This is a genomic window from Streptacidiphilus anmyonensis (assembly GCF_000787855.1).
Lineage (GTDB): Bacteria > Actinomycetota > Actinomycetes > Streptomycetales > Streptomycetaceae > Streptacidiphilus > Streptacidiphilus anmyonensis.
The window spans coordinates 78,376-100,675 of record NZ_BBPQ01000008.1; the positions used below are offsets into that span (position 1 = coordinate 78,376).

Below are 22,300 nucleotides of genomic sequence, written 5' to 3' on the forward strand. Positions count from 1 at the left end.
CAGCCGAACCAGCGGGACTTCCCGAACGCCGGCAGCGGCAGTTGCGGCAGCAGCGCGGGCCGACGCGATCCCTCGGACCGCAGCCGCCGCAGGCGGAAGCCGAGGGACGCGCGGGCACGCGGTCGCGCCACCGGGGCGGTCGCCACCGGGGCGTCCGGCGCCGGCGCGCGGTCGCGGACCCGGGCGGCGGACCGCCGCCGCCCGCCCGTCGCGAGCCGCCACGCGAGCGCCAGCACGGCGCACAACCCCACGCCCGAGCCGACCAGGACGGGCACGGTGTCCTGGGGCCCGCCGCTCACCTGCACCAGGCCGGCCCCCAGGGGCACCAGCCCGCCGATCGACGCCACCACGAACCCGAAGCCCCGCGCGACCGCATGCGGACCGGTGGCGTCGCGGCCGACGATCCGGCCGTTTCCGTGACGCCGTGTCAGCCCGGGGAGGGACGCCATGAGCAGGCCGTAGTCGGCGACTCCGAGGGCCAGCAGCGCGTAGCCGAGCATCGACGCGAAGCGCACCCGAGGCGCGTCGGCGGTCTCGGCGCTGCCGCCCCGGCCGTGGACGGAGACGACCCGCCCGTTCCACGACGTCAGCGAGACGGTGGAACCGTCCACGACACTCGCCAGCACGGCGTTGTCGGAGGAGAACCCGACCTCGACGGGGCCGTCGGCCGTGCCGACGTCCAGGCGGTACTCGGCGCCCTGCCCGCCGATCTCCGTCACGCCGAGGACCGTGCCGGTCCCGACGAGGCGGCAGTCGCCGGTCCCCGCGCCGACGCACGGCCGGGCGCCGGCGTAGGCGTGCTCGTCGACGGCCGCCGAGACCGCGCGCCACGACGTCAGCGCCAGCACCACCAGCGCGACCACACCCACCGCAGCGGCGATCCGCGATCGCCGGTCCTCCCTGCCCACCGGCCGCCCCCTGTCCCACCCCGGTGCCGGCCGTTCCCGGTCGGCGGAGCGGGAGGCTATCAGGCGGGCGTCAGGCGTAGCCGCCGAGCGGGTCCTCGTCGCCGTACGGGCGGAGGCGGAGGGTGCGGGCGTCGCGCGCGCGGATGAGCTCGGCGTCACGGAGGAGGGCCTCGAGGTCGTCCCGGCCGAGGTGGAGGAAGCGGCCGTGGAGGGGGTCGAGGCGGCCGCGGGCCGCGTCGACGACGGTGGCGACCAGATACGGGATGCTGCCCCAGTGGACCATGCCTTCGAACATCGGCATGTTCGCCGTCATCTCCGTCGCCACCGCGCCGGGGCTGATGTCGAGGACGGTGACGCCGTGCGGGCGCAACGATTCTGCAAGGTTGTCGCTGAGGCGCAGCAGCGCCGCCTTGGAGGTCGCGTAGGCGGTGTAGCGGCCTTCGGGGCGCAGGGCGAAACCGCTGTTGAGGTTGACCACACGGCCCGAGCCGCGCTCCACCATGCCGGGCAGGACCGAGCGCAGCAGGTTGAACGGGCCGCGCAGGTTCGTCTCCACCACCTGCCACCACTGCGCCTGGTCCGCCTCCCACAGCGGGACCTCGGCGCGGTCCACCTGGCCCGCGTTGTTGACCAGCAGGTCGATCCGGCCCAGGTCCCGCTGGACGCCGTCGACCGCCGCCTTCACCTGGCCCGGGTGGGCCACGTCCGCCGTGAAGGCGACGCATTTCACACCGAGGCGCACGCACGCGTGCAGGGTGTCGGTGAGGGTGTCGCGGTGGCGGCCGAGCAGCCCCAGGTTCATGCCCTCCTCGGCCAGGCCGAGCGCGATCTCCCGTCCGATTCCCCGCCCCGCGCCGGTGACCAGCGCGGACCCGCCCTCCAGACTCCGCAGTCCCACCGCTTCACTCCCTCCCCCAGGCGTGCTCCCGTTGGCGTGTTCGTCCACCTCATCCTGGTCCGGCCTTGGCAGGTCCGGCGGCGGACACGCGGAGGAGGAGGGGGTAACGTCGGGCCGTTGCCTTGAATAGAACTCTTCGAAGTGTTCGAACTCTTCGACGAACGGAACTGGGGAAGCCACACGTGAGCGACATCGCGCGAGTAGGAGTGGTGGGCTGCGGCCTGATGGGGTCGGGCATCGCGGAGGTCTTCGCGCGCTCGGGTCTGGACGTCAAGGTCTCCGAGGCGAGCGGTGAGGCCCTGGAGCTGGGCCGCACCCGGATCACCAGCTCGTTCGACACGGCCGTCCGCCGCGGCAAGCTCGCCGAGGAGGAGCGCGACGCCGCGCTGGCACGCATCTCCTTCACCACCGAGCTGGCCGACTTCGCCGACCGCGACCTGGTCGTCGAGGCCGTCGCCGAGCGCGAGGACATCAAGGTCGCGATCTTCGAGACGCTCGACCGCGTCGTCGAGCGCCGTGACGCGATCCTGGCCTCGAACACCTCCTCCATCCCGATCGTCAAGCTCGCCTCCGCGACGAGCCGACCGGAGCAGGTTCTCGGCATCCACTTCTTCAACCCGGCCCCGGTGCAGAAGCTGGTCGAGATCATCCCGACCCTGACGACCTCCGCCGAGACCGTGGCCCGCGCCGAGTCCTTCACGCGCGAGGAGCTCGCCAAGGACCCGATCCGCGCCCGCGACCGGGCCGGCTTCGTGGTCAACGCACTGCTGGTGCCCTACCTGCTCTCCGCGGTCCGCATGTTCGAGTCCGGCATCGCGACGGCCGAGGACATCGACAAGGGCATGGAGGCCGGCTGCGCCCACCCGATGGGCCCGCTGCGCCTGTGCGACCTGATCGGCCTCGACACCATCGTCTCCATCGCCGACTCCATGTACGAGGAGTTCAAGGAGCCGCTGTACGCGGCCCCGCCGCTGCTCCAGCGCATGGTCGACGCGGGGCTCCTCGGCCGGAAGTCCGGCCGCGGCTTCTACCAGTACTGACGACCCGGAAACGGCCCTGCACCGGATGCTCCGGGCGGGGCCGTGACGGTACTCAGGGCGAGTCGGCGTCGAGGACCTCCCGCGCATCCTCGTCGATCACCCACTGCTCCTGCGGGACGCCGTACTCGGCGCCGAGCTCGGCCAGCTCCACCCACGTCGCGGCGGGACGCCTGTCGAGCACCTCGCGGGTTCCGACGTCGTCCACGATCTCGACCTCCCAGACCAGCACGACCACGCCACCACCGCGGGCCTTGCCGATGTCGAAGCCTCGCAGGGTCTCGGCCGTCATGGCCCCAGCATCCGTGGCACTCCGGCGGAACGCATCCGCGTCGAACCCGTCCGGGTGACTGCCCGCCGGGCTCGCGCCGGACGTCCGGCCACGGGTTCCATCAGTACCGGAGCAGTACAGGCGCAGTAGTGCCCGGTACTGCGCCTGCACCGAAGACTGCACCGGAACGGGCCGCTGACGGGGAGTGAGGCGGTCCGGTTTCGGTAGGGTGACGTCGTGGCGGCGCCGACACGGCGCCTGGGTGCGAACTGCGTACGGAGAGAGCCCTTGACGGCGGTCGGGACGACGGTCGGGTGCCTGGTGGCGGTCCTCTGTGTCGGCGGGGTCGCGGCAGCGGCGATACGGCTTCGGGCGTGGAACCGCCGGAGGGCGGCCGAGCACGAGGCGTGGCTCCGGGGCATCCACGAGAGCGACCGGGAGGTCGCGCTGCTGGACGGGATCCGCCGCCGCCGCTCCCCGGCGCAGGAGCGCCGGGAGTAGCGCGGGCGGCGTCAGGCGGTGCGGCCCGGGGCGACGTTCGGGTCCGCCGGGAGGTCGGCGAGCGGGTCGTCCGTGCGGCGCGGGTCCGGGGACGGCACGAAGGTGAACTGCACCATCCCGCGCGTGGTTCCCTCCGGCGGGATGCCGGCGCGGTGCAGGCAGCGGGTGGTGTTCACGAAGGCGCCGTGGCCCGCCGGGGCGGTGAAGGGGACGACGCGGTCCGGGTCGTCCAGATGCCGCCGGGCCGGGCCCTTGGCCCAGCCCTGGCCGAGGAAGCCGGTGCGCATCAGGCGGCGGGTGCTCGGCACGGGGTGCAGCCGGAAGGCGCCTCCCTCGGCCGTGACGCCCTGGCTGATCTGGACGAAGAACTTGAGCGTGGACACCGGGTGCTGGTCGCAGTGCCAGAGGTTCCCGTAGTGGTGGAAGGCGCGTTCGCGCTCGGGGAGGTGGGAGATCCGCCACATCCGCACGTGCTGCACCCGCCAGCGGCCGCCGTAGTAGGCGTCGAGCGCGCCGAGCACCGGGGCGTTCAGCAGCTCCCGCAGGACGGGAACCCGGCCCACCGGGTCCATCACGTAGCGGACCGCGTCCTTGATTCGGCCGCCCATGTCGACGGTCACGGTCGGATCGTCGATGAGCTCCTCGTAACCGGCACGGACCTCCCCGATCAGACCGGGGCGGTATCCGGGGTCCAGCACGGCGAACCCCTCGCGTTCGGCCGCCGCCGCGAGCAACCGCCCGGCCTGGTCGGCGAGGAGGGCCGGCCGGGAGCGGGAACGCGCCAACAATTGCCGCTGGCCCCGGTTGTTCTCACTCCAGGCGTCGTTGCCCCAGTAGACGCGCGCCGCCTCCAGCGCCACCATCCGCAGGAATCCGTCGTCCCCCATCTGACCTCCCCCGTTCTTCACTTGGCCTCCACAACTTAGAGGCGCGCGCGGCCGACGATCAATAGCCCTGACGGCAACAGTTTCTGACGTCGGCTGTGATTGACATGCGCGTGGACAAGCCAGGATCCGGCCTTTTTGAGTGATCATCAGAACCTGTGCACCTCGGCTGAGTTCCACGAACCGACACCAGGCAGACACATGTGTGCTTATTGTGTGGACGTACGCTGCGTCCGGCAGCACGTTCTCCCAGCACCTCTCGCACCTCCACCCAGCCCTCGTACGGCGCGGCGGAAGCGGTCGGCACCATCGACCCCCGCCGCCGGACAGGCATTCCCCTGACGCGGTGAAGGACTTGATGACCACCACACGCACCACGGCCCTCGTGGCGGCCGAGCCCGCCCTCGCCCCGCTCCTGGAACGCCTGCTCCGGCTGGCCGAGGCCGGACTGCCCGCGATGTTCCGCCCGAACGAGGAGGACTTCGTCTTCACCCGGGCCGCCGTCGCACCGCCCCTCCCGGGGGCCGAGGCCGTTCTCGAGGCGCGCGGCGAGAGCGTGCGCTACGCCGCCATCACCGTGCTCGGCGCACGGCTGCTCCCCGAGGAGCGGCAACGGCCGCTCTTCGGCGGCCGGACCGCGGCGGAGTACACCGGCGTCCTGGTCGAGCGGCTGCCGCGGGTGACCAATCTCGGCGACGCCGCGCTGGTGGCCTGGGCCGCAGCCGACACCCGCCACCCGAAGCTCGAGGACGCGCTGGCGCGGCTGGCCGCGCTGGACGACCTCGACGAGGGCGCGCCGCAGCCGCGCTACACCGTGGAGGCCGCCTGGGTGCTCTCCGCTCTCGCGGCCGCCCGGGGTCTGACCGACGCGACCGGCGTCGAGCGACGCCTGCGCACCGCCCGCGACCGCCTGCTGCGCGCGCGGATCGGGTCGAGCCCGCTGTTCCCGCATGCCACCGGCCCCGGACTGCTGCCCTGGTACCGCTCCCATGTCGGCTGCTTCGCCGACCAGACCTACCCGCTCCAGGCGCTCGCCCGCGCCCATGTCTCGGGCGAGCACACCGGCGGCGACGAGACCGCGCTGGCCGCGGCCGACGCCTGCGGGGCGCGCATCTGCGAGCTCCAGGGCGAGGGCGGGCAGTGGTGGTGGCACTACGACGCCCGTGACGGCTCGGTCGTCGAGGGCTACCCGGTCTACAGCGTCCACCAGCACGCGATGGCCCCCACCGCGCTGCTCGACCTCGCCGAGGCCGGCGGCAAGGACCACGGCGCGGCGGTCCGGCTCGGACTGCGCTGGATGACCGAGGTCCCGGAGCTCCGCGCGCGCGGCACAGGCGCCGGCGAGCCGGAGTCGCTGATCCGCGACGAGCTGGGGGTCACCTGGCGCAAGGTGTTCCGCGGCGACCCGCGCAAGGCGGTCCGCGCGGCGCGCGGCGTCGGCAGCCGGCTCGTCCCGGGGCTGCGACTGGAGCCGCTGGAGCGGTACTTCCCGCCCGTGGCGGTGGACCGCGAGTGCCGCCCCTACGAGTTCGGCTGGATGCTGCACGCCTGGCTCGGCTCCGTCGACCCCTCCGCGCCTCAGGAGGAGAAGGCATGACGCAGCATCAGACTCCGGTCGTGGAGCGCCTGACCGTGCTCGGCGTCGAGCTCGACCCGCTCACGCTGACCCAGGCGGTGGACGAGTGCGCCCGCGCCGCGAGCGAGGGGCGGCGCCTGGAGGTCGGCGTGGTCAACGCGGCCAAGCTGGTGACCATGCGCAAGGACCCGCGGCTGGCCGACGCCGTCACCGGCTGCGACCTGGTGCTGGCCGACGGGCAGGCGGTGGTCTGGGCGTCCCGGCTGCTGGGCGCGCCGCTGCCGGAACGCGTCGCCGGGATCGACCTGTTCCAGCGGCTGCTCGCGGTCGCCGAGGAGCGGGGGCTCAGCGTCTACTTCCTGGGCGCGCGGCGCGAGGCGCTGGACGCGATGCTCGCCCGCATCGCGGAGCGGCACCCGCGGCTGCGGGTGGCCGGGGCCAGGGACGGCTACTTCACCGACGACGAGCAGCCGCAGGTGGCCGACGCCATCGCGGCCAGCGGCGCGCAGCTGCTCTTCCTCGGCATGACCTCGCCGAAGAAGGAGCTGTTCACCGCCGCCTACGGCGAGCGCAGCGGCGTCCGCGTCGTGCACGGCGTGGGCGGCTCCTTCGACGTGCTCGCCGGGGTCACCCGTCGGGCGCCCGAGTTGTGGCAGCGCCTGGGCCTGGAGTGGCTCTACCGGGTGGCTCAGGAGCCGCGCCGGCTCGGCCGCCGTTACCTGGTGACGAACACCCAGTTTGCTCTGATGACCGCGCGGGCGATGCTCGCGCGCACCGCTCAACCGTCGCAACCGCCGACACCGGCAGGAGGTAACTGATGCGCGTGGTCGTGGTCGGGCAGGGGTACGTGGGGCTGCCGCTCGCGGTGCGGGCGGCCGAGGTCGGGCACGAGGTGATCGGCTACGACGTCGACGCCGGCCGGATCAAACGGCTGGCCGCCGGAGAGTCGTACGTCGAGGACGTGGCGGCGGAGCGGCTCGGCGCCGTCCTCGCCTCGGGGGCCTACCGGGCCAGCGACGCCGCCCGCGACTGCGGCGGGTTCGACGTGGCCGTGGTGACGGTGCCGACCCCGCTGCGCGAGGGCGTGCCGGACCTCAGCTACATCGAGGAGTCCGCTCGGACGCTCAGCCGCTACCTGCGCCCCGGCGCGACGGTGGTGCTGGAGTCGACCACCTACCCGGGCACCACCCAGGACCTGTTCGGACCGCTGCTGGAGGACGGCTCCGGGCTCACCGCGGGCCGCGACTTCCACCTCGGCTACAGCCCCGAACGGATCGACCCCGGCAACGCGGTCTGGGGCTTCCAGCAGACCCCGAAGGTGGTCTCGGGGGTGGATCCGACCTCTCTGGAGGCGGTCCGCTCCTTCTACGGTCAGCTGGTGGACACCGTGGTGCCGGTCTCCTCGCCCAAGGAGGCGGAGCTGGCCAAGCTGCTGGAGAACACCTTCCGGCACGTCAACATCGCGCTGGTCAACGAGATCGCGATGTTCGCGCGGCATCTGGAGATCGACGTCTGGCAGGCCATCGACGCGGCCGCGACCAAGCCGTTCGGCTTCATGCGGTTCACTCCGGGTCCGGGCGTCGGCGGCCACTGCCTGCCGATCGACCCGTCCTACCTGTCGTGGCGGGTGCAGCGCGAACTCGGTCAGAGCTTCCGTTTCGTGGAGCTGGCCAACGACATCAACAACCACATGCCCGAGTACGTGACGCGGCGTCTGATCGAGGCGTTCAACGAGCGCCGCCGCTCCGTCAACGGCTCCCGGGTGCTGCTGCTCGGCCTCGCCTACAAGAAGAACACCGGCGACGCCCGCGAGTCGCCCGCGCTGCGGGTGGCCCAGCTCCTGCTGGACCTGGGCGCGGAGGTCCACGCCGCCGACCCGCACGTGGTCGAGCCGCCCGAGGTGGACGCCCGGCTCGCCCGGGTCGAGCTGACCGCCGAGGAGCTGGCCGCCGCCGACGCCGTGGTGCTGCTGACCGACCACGACTCCTTCGACTACGCGTTGGTGCGCGCGCACGCCTCCTACGTGCTGGACTGCCGCCGCCGCCTGATGACGCAGGACGCCTCGGGCGAGCAGCCCGACACGGCGGCCGGCGCGACGGTCGAGGTGCTCTGAGACCGATGCGGATCGTGTGCGTGGTCGGGGCCCGACCCAACTTCATGAAGATCAAGCCGGTGATGGACGCGCTGGAACGGCGCGGAGCCGAGGTCCTGCTCGTCCACACCGGCCAGCACTACGACGCGGCGATGAACGACGTCTTCTTCGAGGACCTCGGGATCCGACGGCCGGACCGCAGCCTCGGCGTCGGCTCCGGCAGTCACGCCGAGCAGACCGCCCGGGTGATGACCGGCTTCGAGCCGCTGCTGACGGAGGTCGCCCCGGACGCGGTGGTCGTCGTCGGCGACATCAACTCCACGGTCGCCTGCGCACTGGTGGCCGCCAAGGCCGGGCCGCTGCTGGCCCACGTCGAGGCGGGCCTGCGCAGCCGCGACTGGCGGATGCCGGAGGAGGTCAACCGCGTCGTCACCGACCGGCTCAGCGACTACCTGCTGGCGCCGTCCGAGGACGCGGTGGAGAACCTGCGGGCGGAGGGCTACCGCGAGGACCAGATCCACCTGGTCGGCAACGTCATGATCGACTCGCTGCTGGCCAACCTGCCGCGGGCGCGGCAGGCGGGCGCCCTGGAGCGACTCGACCTGGAGCCCGGCGGCTACGGGCTGGTGACGCTGCACCGGCCCGCCAACGTGGACGACCCGGCGGTGCTGGGCGGCATGCTGAAGGCCCTGGGCGAAGTGGCCCGGCGCTGCCCGCTGCTGCTGCCCGCGCACCCGCGCGCGGCCGACAAGATCACCGCGCTGGGCGTGCCGGAGGGCGTCCGTCTGGTGCCGCCCGCCGGCTACCTCGACTTCCTCGCGCTCCAGGCGTCCGCCCGGATCGTGCTGACGGACTCCGGCGGCGTGCAGGAGGAGACGACGGCGCTCGGCGTGCCGTGCGTGACCCTGCGGGAGAACACCGAGCGCCCGATCACCGTGACCGAGGGCACCAACGTCCTTGCGGGCGTGGAGCCTGAGGGCATCCTCCGCACGGCGCTGGCCGTCCTCGACGCGCCGCCGCCGGCCCGCCGCCCCGCCCTGTGGGACGGCCGGGCCGGGGAGCGCATCGCCGAGGTGCTGTTGAACGGCGGACCCGCCGGAAGCCGTCCTCGGCCGACGGATCTGGTGTCCCCAGCCGGGAACGGCTGACCACCTGCGCACGCGGCGGACGAAACCGCCGCGCGCGAGCCGTGCCGCGACCTATGCTCGACTGCGGTACGAGCGTTCGGAACTGAGAAGCCCTCAGTCCGGCCGCGGACCCGACGGGGGCGGGGCGCGGCCGGACTGCGGCACGGGCGGGGCGGCACGACGCCGCGCCCGGCAGGCACAGGAACGAGACACCACGGCGCGGGCCGCGAGGGGGAACTGATGGATCTCGCCGAGATCGCACGGGTCATGCGCAGGCGCTGGTACGTCCTGCTGCCCGGACTGCTGCTGACAGGCGTGCTCGCTGCCGCGATCATCTTCATGCTGCCCCTGAAGTACCAGTCGCAGAGCACCGTCGAGCTGCTCAACTCGCAGAAGGCGACGGTGCCCTTCGACGGCAACCCGTTCCTGAGCACGCAGACCTCGCTGACCGGCATGGCCGACAGCCTCGGCCGCAACCTCGACTCCGACGCGGCCAAGGCCGACCTGGCCGGCCGCGGCGTGACCGACACCTACGACGCGATGATCGCCGACAACGCGCAGGCGCCGCTGATGTGGCTGACCGTCACCGGGACCGAGCCGGACAAGGTGCTGGCCGAGGACAAGACGCTGACCGCCTACGCCGCCGAGCGCCTGGACCAGTTCCAGACGCAGCAGTCCGTCCCGCAGAACGCGATGATCCGCATGGTGACGATCGTGTCGCCGCAGACTCCGGTGGCCCAGACCAAGACCCGGATCGAGTACACGGTGCTGGCCGCCCTGCTCGGCCTCGCGCTCAGCCTGGTGGCGACGTTCTTCGTCGAGGCCCGGCGTCGTCCGCGCCCGGCTGCGGACGCGGACGCCGGTCCCGGCACGGACGCCGGCCGGGACGGTGACACCGGCCGGGACACGGACTCCAGCCGCGAGGCCGTCGCCGTCGCCGTCGGTCCGAGCGCCGGGCGGCCGAGCGCCCCGCCGACCGTCGCGCCGACGGCCACGCCGACGGCGGAGCCGCTGCGCGCCGGCACTGAGACGGTGCGGGTCCCGGCCCGGCCGGAACCGGCCACGGCACAGCAGCAGGCCGCCCGCGAGCCCGAGCCGGAGAGCCCGACCGTGCAGCTCGCCGTCCTTCCCACGCCCGGTGCCGCACCGGCCGAGCAGCGATCCTCCTGGTTCGGCTGACCGCCACCGGCTCCCGAGTCGCCCCCCGAGGAGTCCCGTCATGGACACCGCGCCCGCACCGGGCCTCGATGCCCACGGAACCACCGCCCGGCCGGACGGCCCGTCGGACACCGCGCCCGCAGGCCGGGCCCCCGATGCCGCCGAAGCCAGCGCTGCCAGTACCGCCAGTGCTGCCACGGCTGCCACCCACCGGGGCTTCGACGGAACCGGCCGGTCCGTCCCCGCCGCCGTCCCTGCGGACGCCGCCCCACCGGGTGCCGCCGCGCCGGTCGTCGCCCCGCCGTCGGAGGAGCCGCCGGCTGTCGAACCGCCCGCCGTCGAACTGCGCGCCGTCGACCCGTTCGACGTGGAGCTGTTCGACGCCGCCCTGTCCGCGCCGCGCGGCTCGGTGGCCGCGTCGGGAGGCCCCGCCGCCGGGGAGCGCTCCGAACCGGAGCCGGAAGCCGGGCCGGAGCCGGCCGCGGAGCCGTCCGGGCTGGGCTCCCGGGTCCGCAACGCCGCCCGGTGGAGCCTGATCAACACCGTGGTGATGCGGCTCGGCAACTTCGCCGCAGGCGTCGTACTCGCGCGCTTCGCGCTGGGCCCGGCGGCCTGGGGCGTGTACGGGGTCGCCCAGACGGTGCTGCTGGTCCTGTTGTCCGCCAACGAACTCGGCGTCGGCCTGGCCGTGGTGCGCTGGGACGGCGACGTGCGGCGCTTCGCGCCCACCGTGCTGACCCTGAGCACGCTGTCCAGCAGCCTGTTCTACGTGGTCCTGTTCGTGGCCGCGCCGCACCTGGCGACGGCCCTCGGCTCCCCCGGCGCCACCGGCGTGCTGCGGGTGATGAGCCTGTGCGTGATCCTGGACGGCGTCTCCCAGGTGCCCGCGGGCCTCCTGACGCGGGAGTTCGCGCAGGGCCGCCGGATGACCATCGACGCGCTCAACTTCGTGCTGAGCACCGCCGTGACGCTGGTGCTGGCCTTCCGCGGGTGGGGCGCGATGAGCTTCGCCTGGGGCTCGGTCGCGGGCAACGTCGCGGCGCTGCTGGGCTGTGTGCTGGCCGCGCCCGGCTCGCTGCGCTTCGGCTGGGACGCCGCCCAGGCGCGCGCCCTGCTGCGCTTCGGCCTGCCGCTGGCCGGGGCCAGCCTGCTCGCCCTGGGCGTGCTCAACGTCGACACCCTCGTGGTCGGGTCCACCCTCGGCAAGGTCCAACTCGGCTTCTACGTCCTGGCGTTCAACATCTCCGGATGGCCGGTGCGGATCATCTCCGAGGCCGCCCGGAGGGTCTCCTTCGCCGGCTTCTCGCGGCTGGCGTCCTCGCCGCAGGCGCTGGCGGACGGCTTCAGTCGGGCGCTGGGCGTGCTGGTCACCGGCAGCGTGCCGCTGTGCGTGCTGCTGGCGGTGCTGGCGACACCGGTGATCCACCTGATCTACGGCGGCCAGTGGTTGCCCGCGGCCGCCGCACTGCCGTGGCTGATGGCGCTGGGGCTGGTCCGCATCGGCTGCGAACTGGCCTACGACTGCCTGGTGGCGATCGGGCGGCGGCGGCTGCTGATCCTCACCCAGGGGCTCTGGCTGGTCTTCCTGATCCCGGTGCTGGCCGCGGCGGCGCACCTGCGCGGCATCGTCGGCGTCGCCGAGGGCCACGTCCTGGTGGCGGCGGGCGTGGTCGTGCCGGTGTACGTCGTCGGCCTGGCCCACACCGGGATCACCCCGCGGTCGCTCGCCCGTGCCTGCGCCTGGCCGTTCGTCGGCGGCGCGGCGATGGCCGCCGCGGCGTGGGCGCTGCGCGGCCTGCTCGGCGAAAGCCTGCCCGCGCTGCTGGCGACCGGCGTCGCCGCCCTGGCCGCCTACACCGTCTGCGTCCTGCCGAGCCGCGACCGGCTGCGCGGGATCGAACCGGGGCACGGTCGGCACGCCCGGCCGTGGCGGGGCAGGTGAGCCCGATGCCCCCGAACACACCCGAGAGCACACCCGAGAACCCCTCCGGGAACGCCCCCGCGCCCGTGCCCGGACCGCCGGGACGGCGTGACAGACGGCGCACCGCCGTGCGCGTGCTGCTGGCGGCCGTGGCGCTGACCCTGGCGCTGCTGGTCGCCGACGCCCTCGGCGCCCACCTGGACGAGCGCACGGCGTCAGGCTGTCCGACCGCGTCGTCCTCGGCATCCGCCCCGTCCGCGTCGTCCGCGTCGTCCGCCTCGTCCGCGTCGTCGGCCTGTGGATCCGCCTCGGCCGGGTCCTCCGGGACCGGCGCGGGCACGGCCACCGGCACGGCCTCGCCGACGGGAAGCGCGTCGGCGTCGCCCTCCGGCTCGCGCAGCGCGACGGCGAGCCCGGGGCGCTCCGGCGCGACCGCGGGCGGCCCCAGCGGTCCCTGCTCCTCCCCCGGCGCGTGCGGCTTCCCGACCGCCGCCACCACCGGGCCGCGCAGCACGCCCGGCAGCGGGCACAGCGGCAACATCACCGTCCGCACCGACGGCACCGTGATCGACGGCTGGAACCTCACCGGCTCGCTGGACATCTACGCCAACGACGTCACGGTCGTCGACAGCAGCATCACCTCCAGCAACTGGTGGGGCGTCAACCTGCGCGCCGGGTACCACGGGCTGCGGGTGCTGCACAGCCGGATCACCGGCGTCCCCGGCAAGGGACTGGACAACGGCGGCGAGGACTACGCGGTGTCCAACATGGGCACCAGCTCGGTCGAGGTCGGTTGGAGCGACATCTCGGTCTTCGGCAACGCGCTGTCCATGGGCCAGGGCGACCTGCACGACAACTACGTCCACGACCTCTCGCCGTTCGTCAACGCGAGCGGCCAGTGGCAGCACCTGGACGCGGTGATCAGCGACGGCGGCGGCAACGGGCAGCTGGTGATCCGCCACAACACGCTGCTCGACGAGGCCGGCGTCGACCGCGGCGCCTCCGCCTCGATCGGCCTCTTCCCAGACAGCGGCACGGTCAACAACGCCGTGGTCGACAGCAACTGGATCGCCGGGGGCGCCTACGCGCTCTACGGCGGCGGCCCGGGATCGACCGGCATCCAGGTCACCCACAACGTCTTCTCCGACCAGTTCCACCCCGCCTGCGGCTACTACGGCGACGTCGCCTACTGGAACGCGGGCGGCGCGGGCAACGTCTGGGCGGACAACACCACCTCGGACGGAAAGCCGGTGACGCCGCAGTGAGCCGACCGAAGAAGCTGGTGCGGGCCGTGGCGCGCGCACCGTGGGAGCTCGCCAAGCTGCTGTTCGGCTGGCACGTGCTGTTCGAGCTGCGCAACAAGGTGGTGCTCGGTCACACGGCCTGGGCGCTGCGCCGGACCGAGGACGCCGAGGTCCGCCGACTCGACCGCGCTCCGCGTCCGACCGCGCTCGTCGCCACGGTGATCGCCACCTACCGGCGGCCCGAGGCGCTGCGCGCCGCCGTGGCCTCGGCGCTCGCCCAGACCGTCGCGGACCAGGTCGTCGTGGTCGTCGACGACGGCGCCGGGCTGCCGCCGGGCCTGCCGGACGACCCGCGGCTCGTGGCGGTCTCGCTCTCCCGCAACGTCGGCATCGCCGGTGTGGTGCGCAACGTCGGCATCCGGCTGACCGACTCCCGCTTCGTCGCCTTCCTCGACGACGACAACCTCTGGGAGCCGGACCACCTGGAGTGCGCGCTCGCCACGCTGACCGGCAAGGACCGGCCGGAAGCCGTCTACACCGCGCTGCGCCGGGTCCTGCCCGACGGGACCGAGAAGGACGTGCTCTCGGTGCCGTTCGACCGGCGGCTCGCCGCGCGCAAGGCGTTCCTCGACACCAACGCCTTCGTGGCGCGCCGCACCCCCGCGCTGCGCTTCAGCCGGATCCGCCGCACGCCGGAGGTCCTGCCCCGGGAGGACTGGGAGCTGGTCCACCGCTACAGCCGAAGCCACCGGGTCGTCCACATCCCCCAGGTGACGGTCCGATACCTGACCAACCCCAGCAGCTACTACACGGAATGGCAGAGCTAGCCGATGCGCTCGCAAGTGATCCACAACGTGTCGTTCCACGGGGTCGGGACCCCCGGCCCGGAACGCGAACCCGGCGAGCACGACTACTGGGTGAGCCGGGACTCCTTCCTGCGCATCCTGGACGACTGCGCCGCCCGACCCGGCATCCGGCTCAGCTTCGACGACGGCAACGAGTCGGACGTGGCCGTCGCCCTTCCCGCCCTGGTCGAACGCGGCCTGACGGCGGACTTCTTCGTCATCGCCGGGCGGATCGGCACCCCCGGCAACGTCTCCGCCGAGGGCGTGCGCGCGCTCGTCGCGGCCGGCATGGGCGTCGGCAGCCACGGCCTGGGCCACCGGGCCTGGCCCGAGGTCCCCGACGCCGAGCTCACGGCCGAGCTGGCGGACGCACGGACCCGGATCGCCGAGACGGCGGGACGCCCGGTCGACAGCGCGGCCTGCCCCTTCGGCGCGTACGACCGCCGGGTGCTGGGGCGGCTGCGCGCACTCGGCTACCGGCGCGTCTACACCAGCGACCGCCGTCCGGCGGCGGGGGACGCCTGGCTCCAGGCCCGCTTCAGCGTCCTGGCCACCGACACCCTCGAGTCCTTCCGGACCGGTGTGCTGTCGGGTCGCGGACCGGCCCGGCGGCTGCGCGACGCCGCCGTCGGCACGGTCAAGCGGTGGCGGTGAGCGGAGTGACGGACGAAGGGCGTGACCCGAACCGCGCCTCGGCGGGGGGCGGCGCCCGGCCGGAGGCCGGGGGAAGTGACGCGCGCACGAGGGGAGTTCCGGCGCACGGCGCAGTGCTGATCGGCTTCGCCGACGCCCTCGCGGCGCCGGAGTCGGCGTTCTGCCTCGCCGATCACGGCTACCGGGTCGTGGCCTTCGCGCGCCGCGGCACCCGTCCGGCGCTCGCGGCCAGCCCGCGCGTCGAGGTCGTCGAGGTGACGGCCCCGGAGGTCGACGCCGACGCGTGCGTGCGCGACATCGCGGACGCGGTGGAGCGGCACCGGCCGGTCGCGGTGCTCCCGCTCGACGACCACGCGCTGTGGGCGTGCAGCCGCAAGGACCTCCCCGTCCCGCTCGCCGGGCCGACCGGGGACGCGGCGCGCTTCGCGCTCGACAAGCGCGAACAGATCGCCGCCGCGCAGGCGGCGGGCCTCGACGTCCCCGGGCGCGAGGGGGCCGGGCCGTGGATCGTCAAGCCCGCGCTCGCCGTCGTCGAGCACGAGGGCCGGCTGCTGCGGCCGACCGGCGCGCTCGCACGCGACGAGGGCGGGATCGAGGCGCTCGGCGCGCGGATCGACGGCCCCGTGCTCGTCCAGCGCGCCGTCACCGGGGTCGGCGAGGGGGTCTTCGGGTTCGCGACCGCGTCGGGCGTGCGGGCCTGGAGCGGGCACCGCCGGATCCGGATGATGAACCCGCGCGGCTCGGGGTCGAGCGCCTGCCGCTCGATCCCGGTCCCGGAACCGCTGCGCGCCGCCGCCGAGCGGCTGGTCGAGGGGATCGGCTGGCGCGGACTCTTCATGGTCGAGTTGCTGCGCGACCACCGACAGCCCGACGGGACGGCCTGGTTCATGGAGGTCAACGGCCGGACCTGGGGCAGCATGGCGCTGGCCGTGCGCCGCGGCTACCCCTACCCGGTCTGGGCGGTCCGCCAGGCGCTCGACCCCGCGTTCGTCCCCGAAGTGCCGGACAGCGCGCCCGATCTGGTCTGCCGTCATCTGGGCCGCGAGCTCGTCCACCTCGCCGCCGTGCTGCGCGGCGCGTCCGGCGCGGACGCCGGACGCTGGCCCGGGCGCGCCGAGACGCTCCGGGCGATGCTCCCCCGCCGCGGCGACCGCTGGTACAACTGGCGGCGCGGCGAGGCGGGGGTGTTCATCCGCGACACGTACGAGACGGTCGCCGGTCAGATCAGGAGCCGTACATGACGCAGGTGCAGCGCGTCCGGGCAGCCGCCCACATCCACTCCGAGTGGTCCGACGACGCGGCGTGGCCGCTGGAGAAGCTGGTGGAGTCGTTCCGGCGCCGCCGGGTGGACGTCCTGCTGATGTGCGAGCACAGCCGGGGGTTCAGCGACGCCCGCTGGTCGCAGTACGTCGAGGCCTGCGCACGGGCGAGCACCCCGGAGGTGCTCGTCGTCCCCGGCCTGGAGTACAACGACGCCGACAACGTCGTGCACGTCCCGGTCTGGGGCGACGTGCCGTTCCTCGGCCAGACCCCGGAGATCGCGGAGGTCCTCGCGCGGGCCGAGGCCGAACGGGGGGTCGCGGTCTTCGCGCACCCCTGGCGGCGCGACGCCTGGCGCCGGTTCGACCCGCAGTGGGCCAAGCACCTGACAGCGGTGGAGGTGTGGAACCGCAAGTACGACGGCTGGGCCCCGAACCGCCGGGCCCTGGCGTTCCGGGAGGAGCTCGGCCTGCCGGGCTTCGTGTCGCTCGACTTCCACACCGCCCGGCAGTTCTTCCCGCTGGCGATGGAGCTGACCCTCGACGGCGCGGCAAGCCGGGAGACGGTGGAATCGGCCCTGCGCGACGGCCGCTTCGAGGCGCTCGCCTTCAGCCGCAGCGCGCTGCGGCTCGCCTCCGGCGCGACCGGCCGCGCCCTCGCCGCCGCCGAACTCCTGCGCGGCATCGCCGCGAAGGCGCTCCGCGGCTTCCGCTGAGCCCGTCCCGATCCCCTGTGGGGTCGGACATCCCGATGACGGTGAGCTCGGACGCCTGCGCCGCCAACCACCGGCGTCTGCCGGTTCCCGACGAGGAGCGGCTGAGCGCCGTCCGGGCAGCCGGAACGGACGTGGCGGCGATGTTCAAGCCGCGGCTGTACCAGTCCGCATACCACGAGTGGCTGGGAACGGTCGACACCGCTCCCTATCGGCCCCGGGAGGGCCGGGTGAGCTACTACTGGCCCGACGCGGTGTGGGAGCACTCCTTCGGCGCCTTCGACGCGGGGGCCCGCCCCGTGTCGATCGGCGAGGTCGGCTGATCCCGCGCCGCTCGACGCGGTGCGGCGCCCGTCACGGGCCGGGCTTCTCCGCGAGGCGGCTGGGGTTGAGCAGGGCTGCCGCCGCCGCGCGGTTGGGCCCGCGACTGCGGCCGAGCGCGGCGCGCGAGGCTTCCCGCAGCAGCACCGCGGCGTGGAACGCCGCCGTGGCCGCGGCGCCGTGCCGGAGCCGGTACAGCCGCACGCGGTTGAGCGTCTGGAGCGTCCACAGCCGCGGCGAGACGCGGGAGTCGCCGCCGAGGTGGACGGCCGACGCCTCGGGCGCCAGGCAGGTGGCGTAGCCCAGGTCGCGGGCGCGCAGGCAGTACTCGGTCTCCTCCGAGTACAGGAAGAACGACTCGTCCCACGGGCCGCAGGCGTCGAGGCAGTTCCGCGACAGGACCATGATCGCGCCGCCGGCCCAGTCCGCCCGGGTCGGGCGGGTGTAGACGGCCGGGTCGGTGATCATCTCGCCCCAGCGGCCGAAGCGGCCCGCCCGGCGGTTGCCCAGCACCGCCTCGCCGAAGGCCCGGGCCACGCTCGGCTCGCGACGCAGCGAGGGAAAGATCGCGTCGTCCTCCTCGTGCAGCACCGGGACGGCGATGCCGGTGCGCGAGCCGTCCGGCTGCGGCGTGTCCAGGGCGTCGACGAGCGTGCGGGCGCAGCCGGCCCGCATCCGCACGTCGGGGTTGGAGATCAGCACGGCGCGGGTGGTGGCCGGGTCGCACGCGGCCAGCGCGGCGTTGATGCCGGCGGCGTAGCCGGCGTTGCGGCCGGTCTGCACCACCTGGGCGTCGGGGGCCAGTTCGCGCAGTACGGCGACGGTGTCGTCGGCGGAGGCGTTGTCCGCGACGACCAGGCGCCAGTCGTCGACGCCGCCCATCCCCTCGGGCAGCGCGGCCAGGAAACCGGGCAGCACGGCGGCGCTGTTCCAGGTCACCGCGATCACGACGACCTGCCCGCCGACCGCGCCGGCCGGCGCGCCTCCGACGGCGGGAACGGTGGCGGACTGCTGGTCGAGGGTCATGGCGTGGCCTCCAGGACGGGCACTGGTTCGGACGGGGACGCCCCGGCCTCGGGGACGGACTGCCGTGCCGCCGCCCGCTCGGCGGCGTCCTCGCGGCGCAGGAAGCCGAGGTGGCTGGCGCCCGTGCCGAGGGTGAGGAAGAAGATGCCGGCGAACATCGGGAAGCTGAGCGAGTCGAACGTCGCGCTGATGACCAGGGTGACCACGGCGGTGGCAAGGTACGCCTGGCCCAGCTCCCGGTCGGCGTCGGTCCGCGCCAACCGCCTGATCGCGCCGCCCTGGTGGACGCCGGTGAAGCAGAGCACCAGCAGCGCGAGCACGCCCAGTCCGCCCATCTCGGCCGCGATCAGCATCCACTGGTTGTCGGTGAAGAAGTACAGGTCGGGCGTGAAGGTACCGAAGCCGCGCCCGAACAGCGGGCGTTGCTCCAGGTAGGGCAGGATCTCGGCGTACTTGACGGTGCGGGTCTGGGTGCTGCTGTCGGAGTTGCTGAGGAACGAGCTGAACAGGTTGGTGAGGGTGCCGATCAGGCCGGGGATGATCACCTTGAAGGCGGCGACCGCGCCCAGCATCACCGCGATCGCGGTCCACCGCCGCTGCGGCTTCCAGCGCGGCACCATGATCAGCAGCACCAGCGCCACGCCGATGATCGAGGTGCGCGAGACGGTCAGCGGCAGCGCGCCGCCGATGACCGCGGCCGGGATCCAGCGCCGCAGCCGCCCGCCGGGCCGGTTCGGGTCGAGGGCCTGCTGGATCGCGAACGGCAGCAGGATCGCCAGCATCCCGCCGAACTCCAGTGGTTGCGCGGTCGTGGAGCGGGGTCGGACGAAGTCGCCCCGGTCCATCGCCTCGATGCCCGTCACGCTCGCGTGCAGCCCGGGGATCTGGATCGAGTCGGCGATGTTGGTCCCGGAGAAGAAGTCGTAGTAGCCGATGGCGGCCACGACCGCGCCGATCACGACCAGACGCCGCATCAGCACCTCCAGCCGGGTGCGGTCCTGGATCCCGGCGGTGGTGAGCACCACCAGCCCGACCCAGACCAGTAGGCCGATGACGCCGCGATCGGCGCCGAGCTGCTCCTCGTGCGAGCTGTCCCGGGCGGCGTCGGCGATGTAGCTGAGCAGGACCGCCGCCGCGAGCACGCACATCGCCAGCCGAGCCGAGCGCGTCCCGGCGGGCGCGGTGATCCGGCCGCCGAGCCAGGACGCGAGGAACCAGAGCAGGCCGAGCAGCGCGAAGACGTTGGCCGGCGTCCCCACGCCGCCGAGCGCGGGCACCGCCAGGTTGGAGGGGATGAACAGCGCCAGGTACAGGTAGACCGTCAGTACGGCCGTGGCGTCCAGGCGGCGGTGCAACAGCCCGCGACGGCGTACGGCCGTCGTGGGGGCCTCCGGCTCGCCGCGTCGCCTGCGACGGGCGCGGGACACGGCGTCCACCAGGAAGCAGAGCAGGAACCCGCCGGTGAACCCGACGATGATCGTCCCCGCCACGTCCTGCATCTTGGTCTTCAGCTGCGAGACGGGCTGCTGCGGCAGGACGACCGGCGTGGACTGCACCTGGAAGGCCGTGGGCACGTCGGCCTGGAGCTGGAGCGCGTGCAGCTGCTGTCCGGCGAAGCGGGTCAGCGTGCTCGTCTCGTCCAGCACGCGGGTCCGACCGACCCCGGTCACGCTCAGCGTGAGCAGCGGCCCCGGGGCGTCGACGGCGAAGCCGACCTTGTAGGTGTCGGTGACGCCCAGCTCCTGCAGCGAGCGGGCCGCGTCGGCGGACTGGAGGGTGCGGATCAGCACGTCGGCGGTGACGATGAGCGGGCCGCCCGCGTTGGAGATCGGGTTGCCGAAGGTGGGCGCCAGCTTGGCCACGTCCGTGGAGTCCAGCAGGCTGATGGAGCTCTCGGAGGAGTAGCTGACCGGAACCGTCCGGTACAGATAGCCCCCCGCCAGCAGACTGACGACGCAGATCGGCACCATCAGGTACCAGCGTCGCCGCAGGGTCGCCAGGATCTCGGCCAGGCTCACCGTCGCTCCTCCCCCCGGAAGTCCGGACCAGACTCATCGATCTCCTGGCGTGCGGTCAAGTGGGGCTGGCAGTATCGCTCCTGACGGAAGGACAGCCCGTGTCGCCTGAAGCGTTCGTCGGCGCCCTGCTCCGACGCTGGTACGTGCTGCTGCTCGCACTGCTGCTGACCGCGGCGGGCGCGTACCACGTGCTCAAGCCCACCCCGCTCTACCGCGCGTCGGCGGTGGTCGTGCTCAAGCCGCCGGTCACCGGCAACCAGCCCAACCAACTCGCCAACCTCCAGCCCACGCTGGCGACCGTCTCCTACGACGTGGTCCAGCAGCTCGGCACGCCCGCCGGGCAGGCCGAGCTGGCGGCCGCCGGCGTGCACGGCGTGTACGCGCTGTCGCCGCGCAACAGCGGCACCAACGCCACGCCGCAGTACCTGATCCCCTCGCTGCAGATCACCGCCGACCAGTCCGACCCGAACACGGCCGACGCGGTGACGCAGCACGTCATCGACGTCTACACGGCCCATATCGTCGCGCTGCAGAACAGCCAGCACGTGCCGACCGCGGCCCGGATGACCGTCTCGGTGCTGGTACCGCCCAACGCGGGGCTGGTGAGCGGCACCAAGAGCCGGGGCCTGGTGGGCGTCGCCCTGCTCGGCGCGTTCGGCGGCATCGCCGCCGCCCTCTGGTCGGACCGCTGGCTCGTGGGCCGCGCGGAGCGCCGCCGCCGCACGGCGCTCGTCCCCGCCTGAATCCCGCCCGCGGGGCCCGTCGGACGGCCGTCGCACCGGGCCCAGCCACTCGGCCAGGGCCCCGACGGGCGCCCCGACGCACCGGGCGACACGACGGCAGCCCTCCGGAAGGGCCTGCGGCGGGCGCGCCGCGAACACCACGTGGACGGGCTCGCCCGACGCGTGCGTCCGCCGCGCGGACGTGAGGCGCTCGCGCAGCCTTCGATCGCCCGCACGACGGCAGCCGTGGGCCCGGGCCTCCGGGCACCGGGACACCTGCGGCGCCGCTCTCGGAATCCGTCGCCGGCCTCGCGGGAGCGGCCCGGGATCGAAGCAGCGCGCGGCGCGCCCGCGCAGCGCCCTCAGCGGGCGGGACTCGGCAGCGGCCGGAGCCTCGGGAATCCGGGTGCGGTTCACAGGCCCCGGCGCTTCCACGACTGCCACCAGAGCCACTCGCGGCCGCGCTCGTAGAGCGCGGAGAGGACGAGGGGCTGGAGGTAGGGCATGGCCTGGGGGCCGACGCGGCGGCGGAGCCGCAGGGCGCGGGCCTCCGGGAGGGTGTCCGCGGCGGGGGTGCAGGCGCGGGCGAACTCGACGAGCTCGTCCACCGGGACGACCTCGGTGCGGCCGCGGTCGTACGCGCGGTAGGCGCGGCGCAGCGCGTAGCGGGCCAGCCTGCGGTGGACGGTCTCGCGCAGGACCGGCGCGTCGGGCAGCCGGTCGGCGCACTTGGCCAGGGCCGAGTCGTAGGCGACCAGGCGCTGGCGCAGGTCGTCGAGTTGGCCGCCGAAGTCGGTGGTGGACATGTTCTGGCCGTGGACCCGGTAGTAGGCCTGGTCCGCGCCGCTGACGTAGCCGACGTCGGCGTGCGCGGCGAGCCGCATCCACATCTCGATGTCGCCGGCGTGCGGCAGCTCCGGGTCGTAGCCGCCGACCTGGCGCTGGAGCGAGGTGCGCACGACCACCTCGGGCGAGGTGATGCAGCCGGTGCCCTCGCGGAAGCGCCGTTCCAGCCACCAGTGGCCGGGGTAGACGACCTGGCCGCCGCTGCCGGTGCGCGCCGCCGGCAGCGGGCCGCCGTGCTGGAAGTGGATCGGGCGGCCGTAGCAGAAGCCGGCCTCGGGG

Annotated in this window: 22 protein-coding genes; 15 read left to right on the plus strand and 7 right to left on the minus strand. The window is 74.0% G+C overall.

Translation table 11 applies throughout. The features are described 5' to 3' along the window. Together TR50_RS46660 and TR50_RS11085 are read right to left on the minus strand one after the other, a co-directional pair. Positions 1-908, minus strand: a 908-nt coding sequence (locus tag TR50_RS46660) for a hypothetical protein (protein ID WP_201776816.1), incomplete at its 3' end; no start/stop codon positions are given. Between the two features lie 70 nt (positions 909-978). Beyond that, positions 979-1,806 (minus strand): SDR family NAD(P)-dependent oxidoreductase, encoded by an 828-nt coding sequence (locus tag TR50_RS11085; RefSeq protein ID WP_042418572.1) that lies wholly within the window; start codon positions 1,804-1,806, stop codon positions 979-981. Between the two features lie 182 nt (positions 1,807-1,988). On the opposite strand from TR50_RS11085, the gene TR50_RS11090 reads away from it, so the two are divergent. After that, a complete protein-coding gene (locus TR50_RS11090; protein WP_042418576.1) occupies positions 1,989-2,846 on the plus strand; it encodes a 3-hydroxybutyryl-CoA dehydrogenase in 858 nt (285 codons plus the stop codon). Positions 2,847-2,898: 52 nt separating this feature from the next. Here TR50_RS11090 and TR50_RS11095 read toward each other — a convergent pair whose 3' ends face one another. After that, positions 2,899-3,135 carry a hypothetical protein gene (locus tag TR50_RS11095; protein ID WP_042418579.1) on the minus strand — a complete coding sequence of 79 codons (237 nt, stop codon included), beginning with the start codon at positions 3,133-3,135 and terminating at the stop codon, positions 2,899-2,901. Between the two features lie 267 nt (positions 3,136-3,402). Here TR50_RS11095 and TR50_RS11100 point away from each other — a divergent pair, with 267 nt between their 5' ends. Next, positions 3,403-3,615 (plus strand): hypothetical protein, encoded by a 213-nt coding sequence (locus TR50_RS11100; protein ID WP_042418582.1) that lies wholly within the window; start codon positions 3,403-3,405, stop codon positions 3,613-3,615. 11 nt (positions 3,616-3,626) lie between these two features. Here the strand turns inward: TR50_RS11100 and TR50_RS11105 are convergent, their stop codons facing one another. Next, on the minus strand, positions 3,627-4,502 hold the full coding sequence (locus tag TR50_RS11105) for a hypothetical protein (RefSeq protein ID WP_042418585.1): 876 nt from the start codon (positions 4,500-4,502) through the stop codon (positions 3,627-3,629). A gap of 355 nt (positions 4,503-4,857) precedes the next feature. On the opposite strand from TR50_RS11105, the gene TR50_RS11110 reads away from it, so the two are divergent. From TR50_RS11110 to TR50_RS11165, 12 genes are all read left to right on the plus strand, one after another. Further along, complete coding sequence (locus TR50_RS11110; RefSeq protein ID WP_042418588.1) at positions 4,858-6,096, plus strand: hypothetical protein; 1,239 nt, start codon at positions 4,858-4,860, stop codon at positions 6,094-6,096. Further along, positions 6,093-6,893 carry a WecB/TagA/CpsF family glycosyltransferase gene (locus TR50_RS11115; RefSeq protein ID WP_042418591.1) on the plus strand — a complete coding sequence of 267 codons (801 nt, stop codon included), beginning with the start codon at positions 6,093-6,095 and terminating at the stop codon, positions 6,891-6,893. The genes TR50_RS11110 and TR50_RS11115 overlap by 4 nt, the downstream gene beginning before the upstream one ends. After that, positions 6,893-8,188: a nucleotide sugar dehydrogenase gene (locus TR50_RS11120; RefSeq protein WP_084700093.1), complete on the plus strand. Its 1,296-nt coding sequence runs from the start codon at positions 6,893-6,895 to the stop codon at positions 8,186-8,188. Before TR50_RS11115 ends, TR50_RS11120 begins: the two co-directional genes overlap by 1 nt. 5 nt (positions 8,189-8,193) lie before the next feature. After that, the gene (wecB, locus tag TR50_RS11125) at positions 8,194-9,315 is read left to right on the plus strand and encodes a non-hydrolyzing UDP-N-acetylglucosamine 2-epimerase (RefSeq protein ID WP_042418594.1); all 1,122 of its coding nucleotides are present in this window, start codon (positions 8,194-8,196) and stop codon (positions 9,313-9,315) included. Between the two features lie 219 nt (positions 9,316-9,534). Beyond that, positions 9,535-10,473, plus strand: coding sequence for a YveK family protein (locus TR50_RS47885; RefSeq protein ID WP_174514825.1), 939 nt, complete (start codon positions 9,535-9,537; stop codon positions 10,471-10,473). Positions 10,474-10,513: 40 nt separating this feature from the next. Continuing rightward, on the plus strand, positions 10,514-12,394 hold the full coding sequence (locus TR50_RS11135; protein ID WP_084700095.1) for an oligosaccharide flippase family protein: 1,881 nt from the start codon (positions 10,514-10,516) through the stop codon (positions 12,392-12,394). Positions 12,395-12,399: 5 nt separating this feature from the next. After that, complete coding sequence (locus TR50_RS11140; RefSeq protein WP_236654376.1) at positions 12,400-13,638, plus strand: hypothetical protein; 1,239 nt, start codon at positions 12,400-12,402, stop codon at positions 13,636-13,638. Further along, on the plus strand, positions 13,635-14,444 hold the full coding sequence (locus tag TR50_RS11145) for a glycosyltransferase family 2 protein (protein WP_236654377.1): 810 nt from the start codon (positions 13,635-13,637) through the stop codon (positions 14,442-14,444). The genes TR50_RS11140 and TR50_RS11145 overlap by 4 nt, the downstream gene beginning before the upstream one ends. A 3-nt stretch (positions 14,445-14,447) precedes the next feature. Next, positions 14,448-15,116, plus strand: coding sequence for a polysaccharide deacetylase family protein (locus TR50_RS11150; RefSeq protein WP_042418597.1), 669 nt, complete (start codon positions 14,448-14,450; stop codon positions 15,114-15,116). Continuing rightward, complete coding sequence (locus TR50_RS11155) at positions 15,107-16,357, plus strand: ATP-grasp domain-containing protein (protein ID WP_152648351.1); 1,251 nt, start codon at positions 15,107-15,109, stop codon at positions 16,355-16,357. The genes TR50_RS11150 and TR50_RS11155 overlap by 10 nt, the downstream gene beginning before the upstream one ends. Next, complete coding sequence (locus TR50_RS11160; protein ID WP_042418603.1) at positions 16,354-17,091, plus strand: PHP domain-containing protein; 738 nt, start codon at positions 16,354-16,356, stop codon at positions 17,089-17,091. Before TR50_RS11155 ends, TR50_RS11160 begins: the two co-directional genes overlap by 4 nt. Positions 17,092-17,126: 35 nt before the next feature. Next, entirely contained in the window at positions 17,127-17,411 is a 285-nt protein-coding gene (locus TR50_RS11165; protein WP_052440919.1) for a hypothetical protein, read from the plus strand. Between the two features lie 31 nt (positions 17,412-17,442). Here the strand turns inward: TR50_RS11165 and TR50_RS11170 are convergent, their stop codons facing one another. Together TR50_RS11170 and TR50_RS11175 are read right to left on the minus strand one after the other, a co-directional pair. Beyond that, entirely contained in the window at positions 17,443-18,435 is a 993-nt protein-coding gene (locus tag TR50_RS11170; RefSeq protein ID WP_084700097.1) for a glycosyltransferase family 2 protein, read from the minus strand. Further along, complete coding sequence (locus TR50_RS11175) at positions 18,432-20,453, minus strand: O-antigen ligase family protein (RefSeq protein ID WP_042418610.1); 2,022 nt, start codon at positions 20,451-20,453, stop codon at positions 18,432-18,434. Before TR50_RS11175 ends, TR50_RS11170 begins: the two co-directional genes overlap by 4 nt. Positions 20,454-20,551: 98 nt before the next feature. On the opposite strand from TR50_RS11175, the gene TR50_RS11180 reads away from it, so the two are divergent. After that, complete coding sequence (locus TR50_RS11180) at positions 20,552-21,196, plus strand: hypothetical protein (RefSeq protein WP_042418613.1); 645 nt, start codon at positions 20,552-20,554, stop codon at positions 21,194-21,196. 392 nt (positions 21,197-21,588) lie between these two features. Here the strand turns inward: TR50_RS11180 and TR50_RS48640 are convergent. Further along, positions 21,589-22,300 (minus strand): glycosyltransferase family protein (locus TR50_RS48640; protein WP_236654378.1); only part of this gene is annotated, 712 nt, incomplete at its 5' end.

What these genes read in the sequence shown, in the direction of transcription:
- TR50_RS11135 (WP_084700095.1), top strand. Translation starts at nt 10,514, where the DNA reads ATGGACACCGCGCCCGCACCGGGCCTCGATGCCCACGGAACCACCGCC.
- TR50_RS11150 (WP_042418597.1), top strand. Translation starts at nt 14,448, where the DNA reads ATGCGCTCGCAAGTGATCCACAACGTGTCGTTCCACGGGGTCGGGACC.
- TR50_RS11105 (WP_042418585.1), bottom strand. Translation starts at nt 4,502, where the DNA reads ATGGGGGACGACGGATTCCTGCGGATGGTGGCGCTGGAGGCGGCGCGC.
- TR50_RS11170 (WP_084700097.1), bottom strand. Translation starts at nt 18,435, where the DNA reads ATGACCCTCGACCAGCAGTCCGCCACCGTTCCCGCCGTCGGAGGCGCG.
- TR50_RS11160 (WP_042418603.1), top strand. Translation starts at nt 16,354, where the DNA reads ATGACGCAGGTGCAGCGCGTCCGGGCAGCCGCCCACATCCACTCCGAG.
- TR50_RS11095 (WP_042418579.1), bottom strand. Translation starts at nt 3,135, where the DNA reads ATGACGGCCGAGACCCTGCGAGGCTTCGACATCGGCAAGGCCCGCGGT.
- TR50_RS11140 (WP_236654376.1), top strand. Translation starts at nt 12,400, where the DNA reads ATGCCCCCGAACACACCCGAGAGCACACCCGAGAACCCCTCCGGGAAC.
- TR50_RS11120 (WP_084700093.1), top strand. Translation starts at nt 6,893, where the DNA reads ATGCGCGTGGTCGTGGTCGGGCAGGGGTACGTGGGGCTGCCGCTCGCG.
- wecB (WP_042418594.1), top strand. Translation starts at nt 8,194, where the DNA reads ATGCGGATCGTGTGCGTGGTCGGGGCCCGACCCAACTTCATGAAGATC.
- TR50_RS11115 (WP_042418591.1), top strand. Translation starts at nt 6,093, where the DNA reads ATGACGCAGCATCAGACTCCGGTCGTGGAGCGCCTGACCGTGCTCGGC.
- TR50_RS11165 (WP_052440919.1), top strand. Translation starts at nt 17,127, where the DNA reads ATGACGGTGAGCTCGGACGCCTGCGCCGCCAACCACCGGCGTCTGCCG.
- TR50_RS11110 (WP_042418588.1), top strand. Translation starts at nt 4,858, where the DNA reads ATGACCACCACACGCACCACGGCCCTCGTGGCGGCCGAGCCCGCCCTC.
- TR50_RS47885 (WP_174514825.1), top strand. Translation starts at nt 9,535, where the DNA reads ATGGATCTCGCCGAGATCGCACGGGTCATGCGCAGGCGCTGGTACGTC.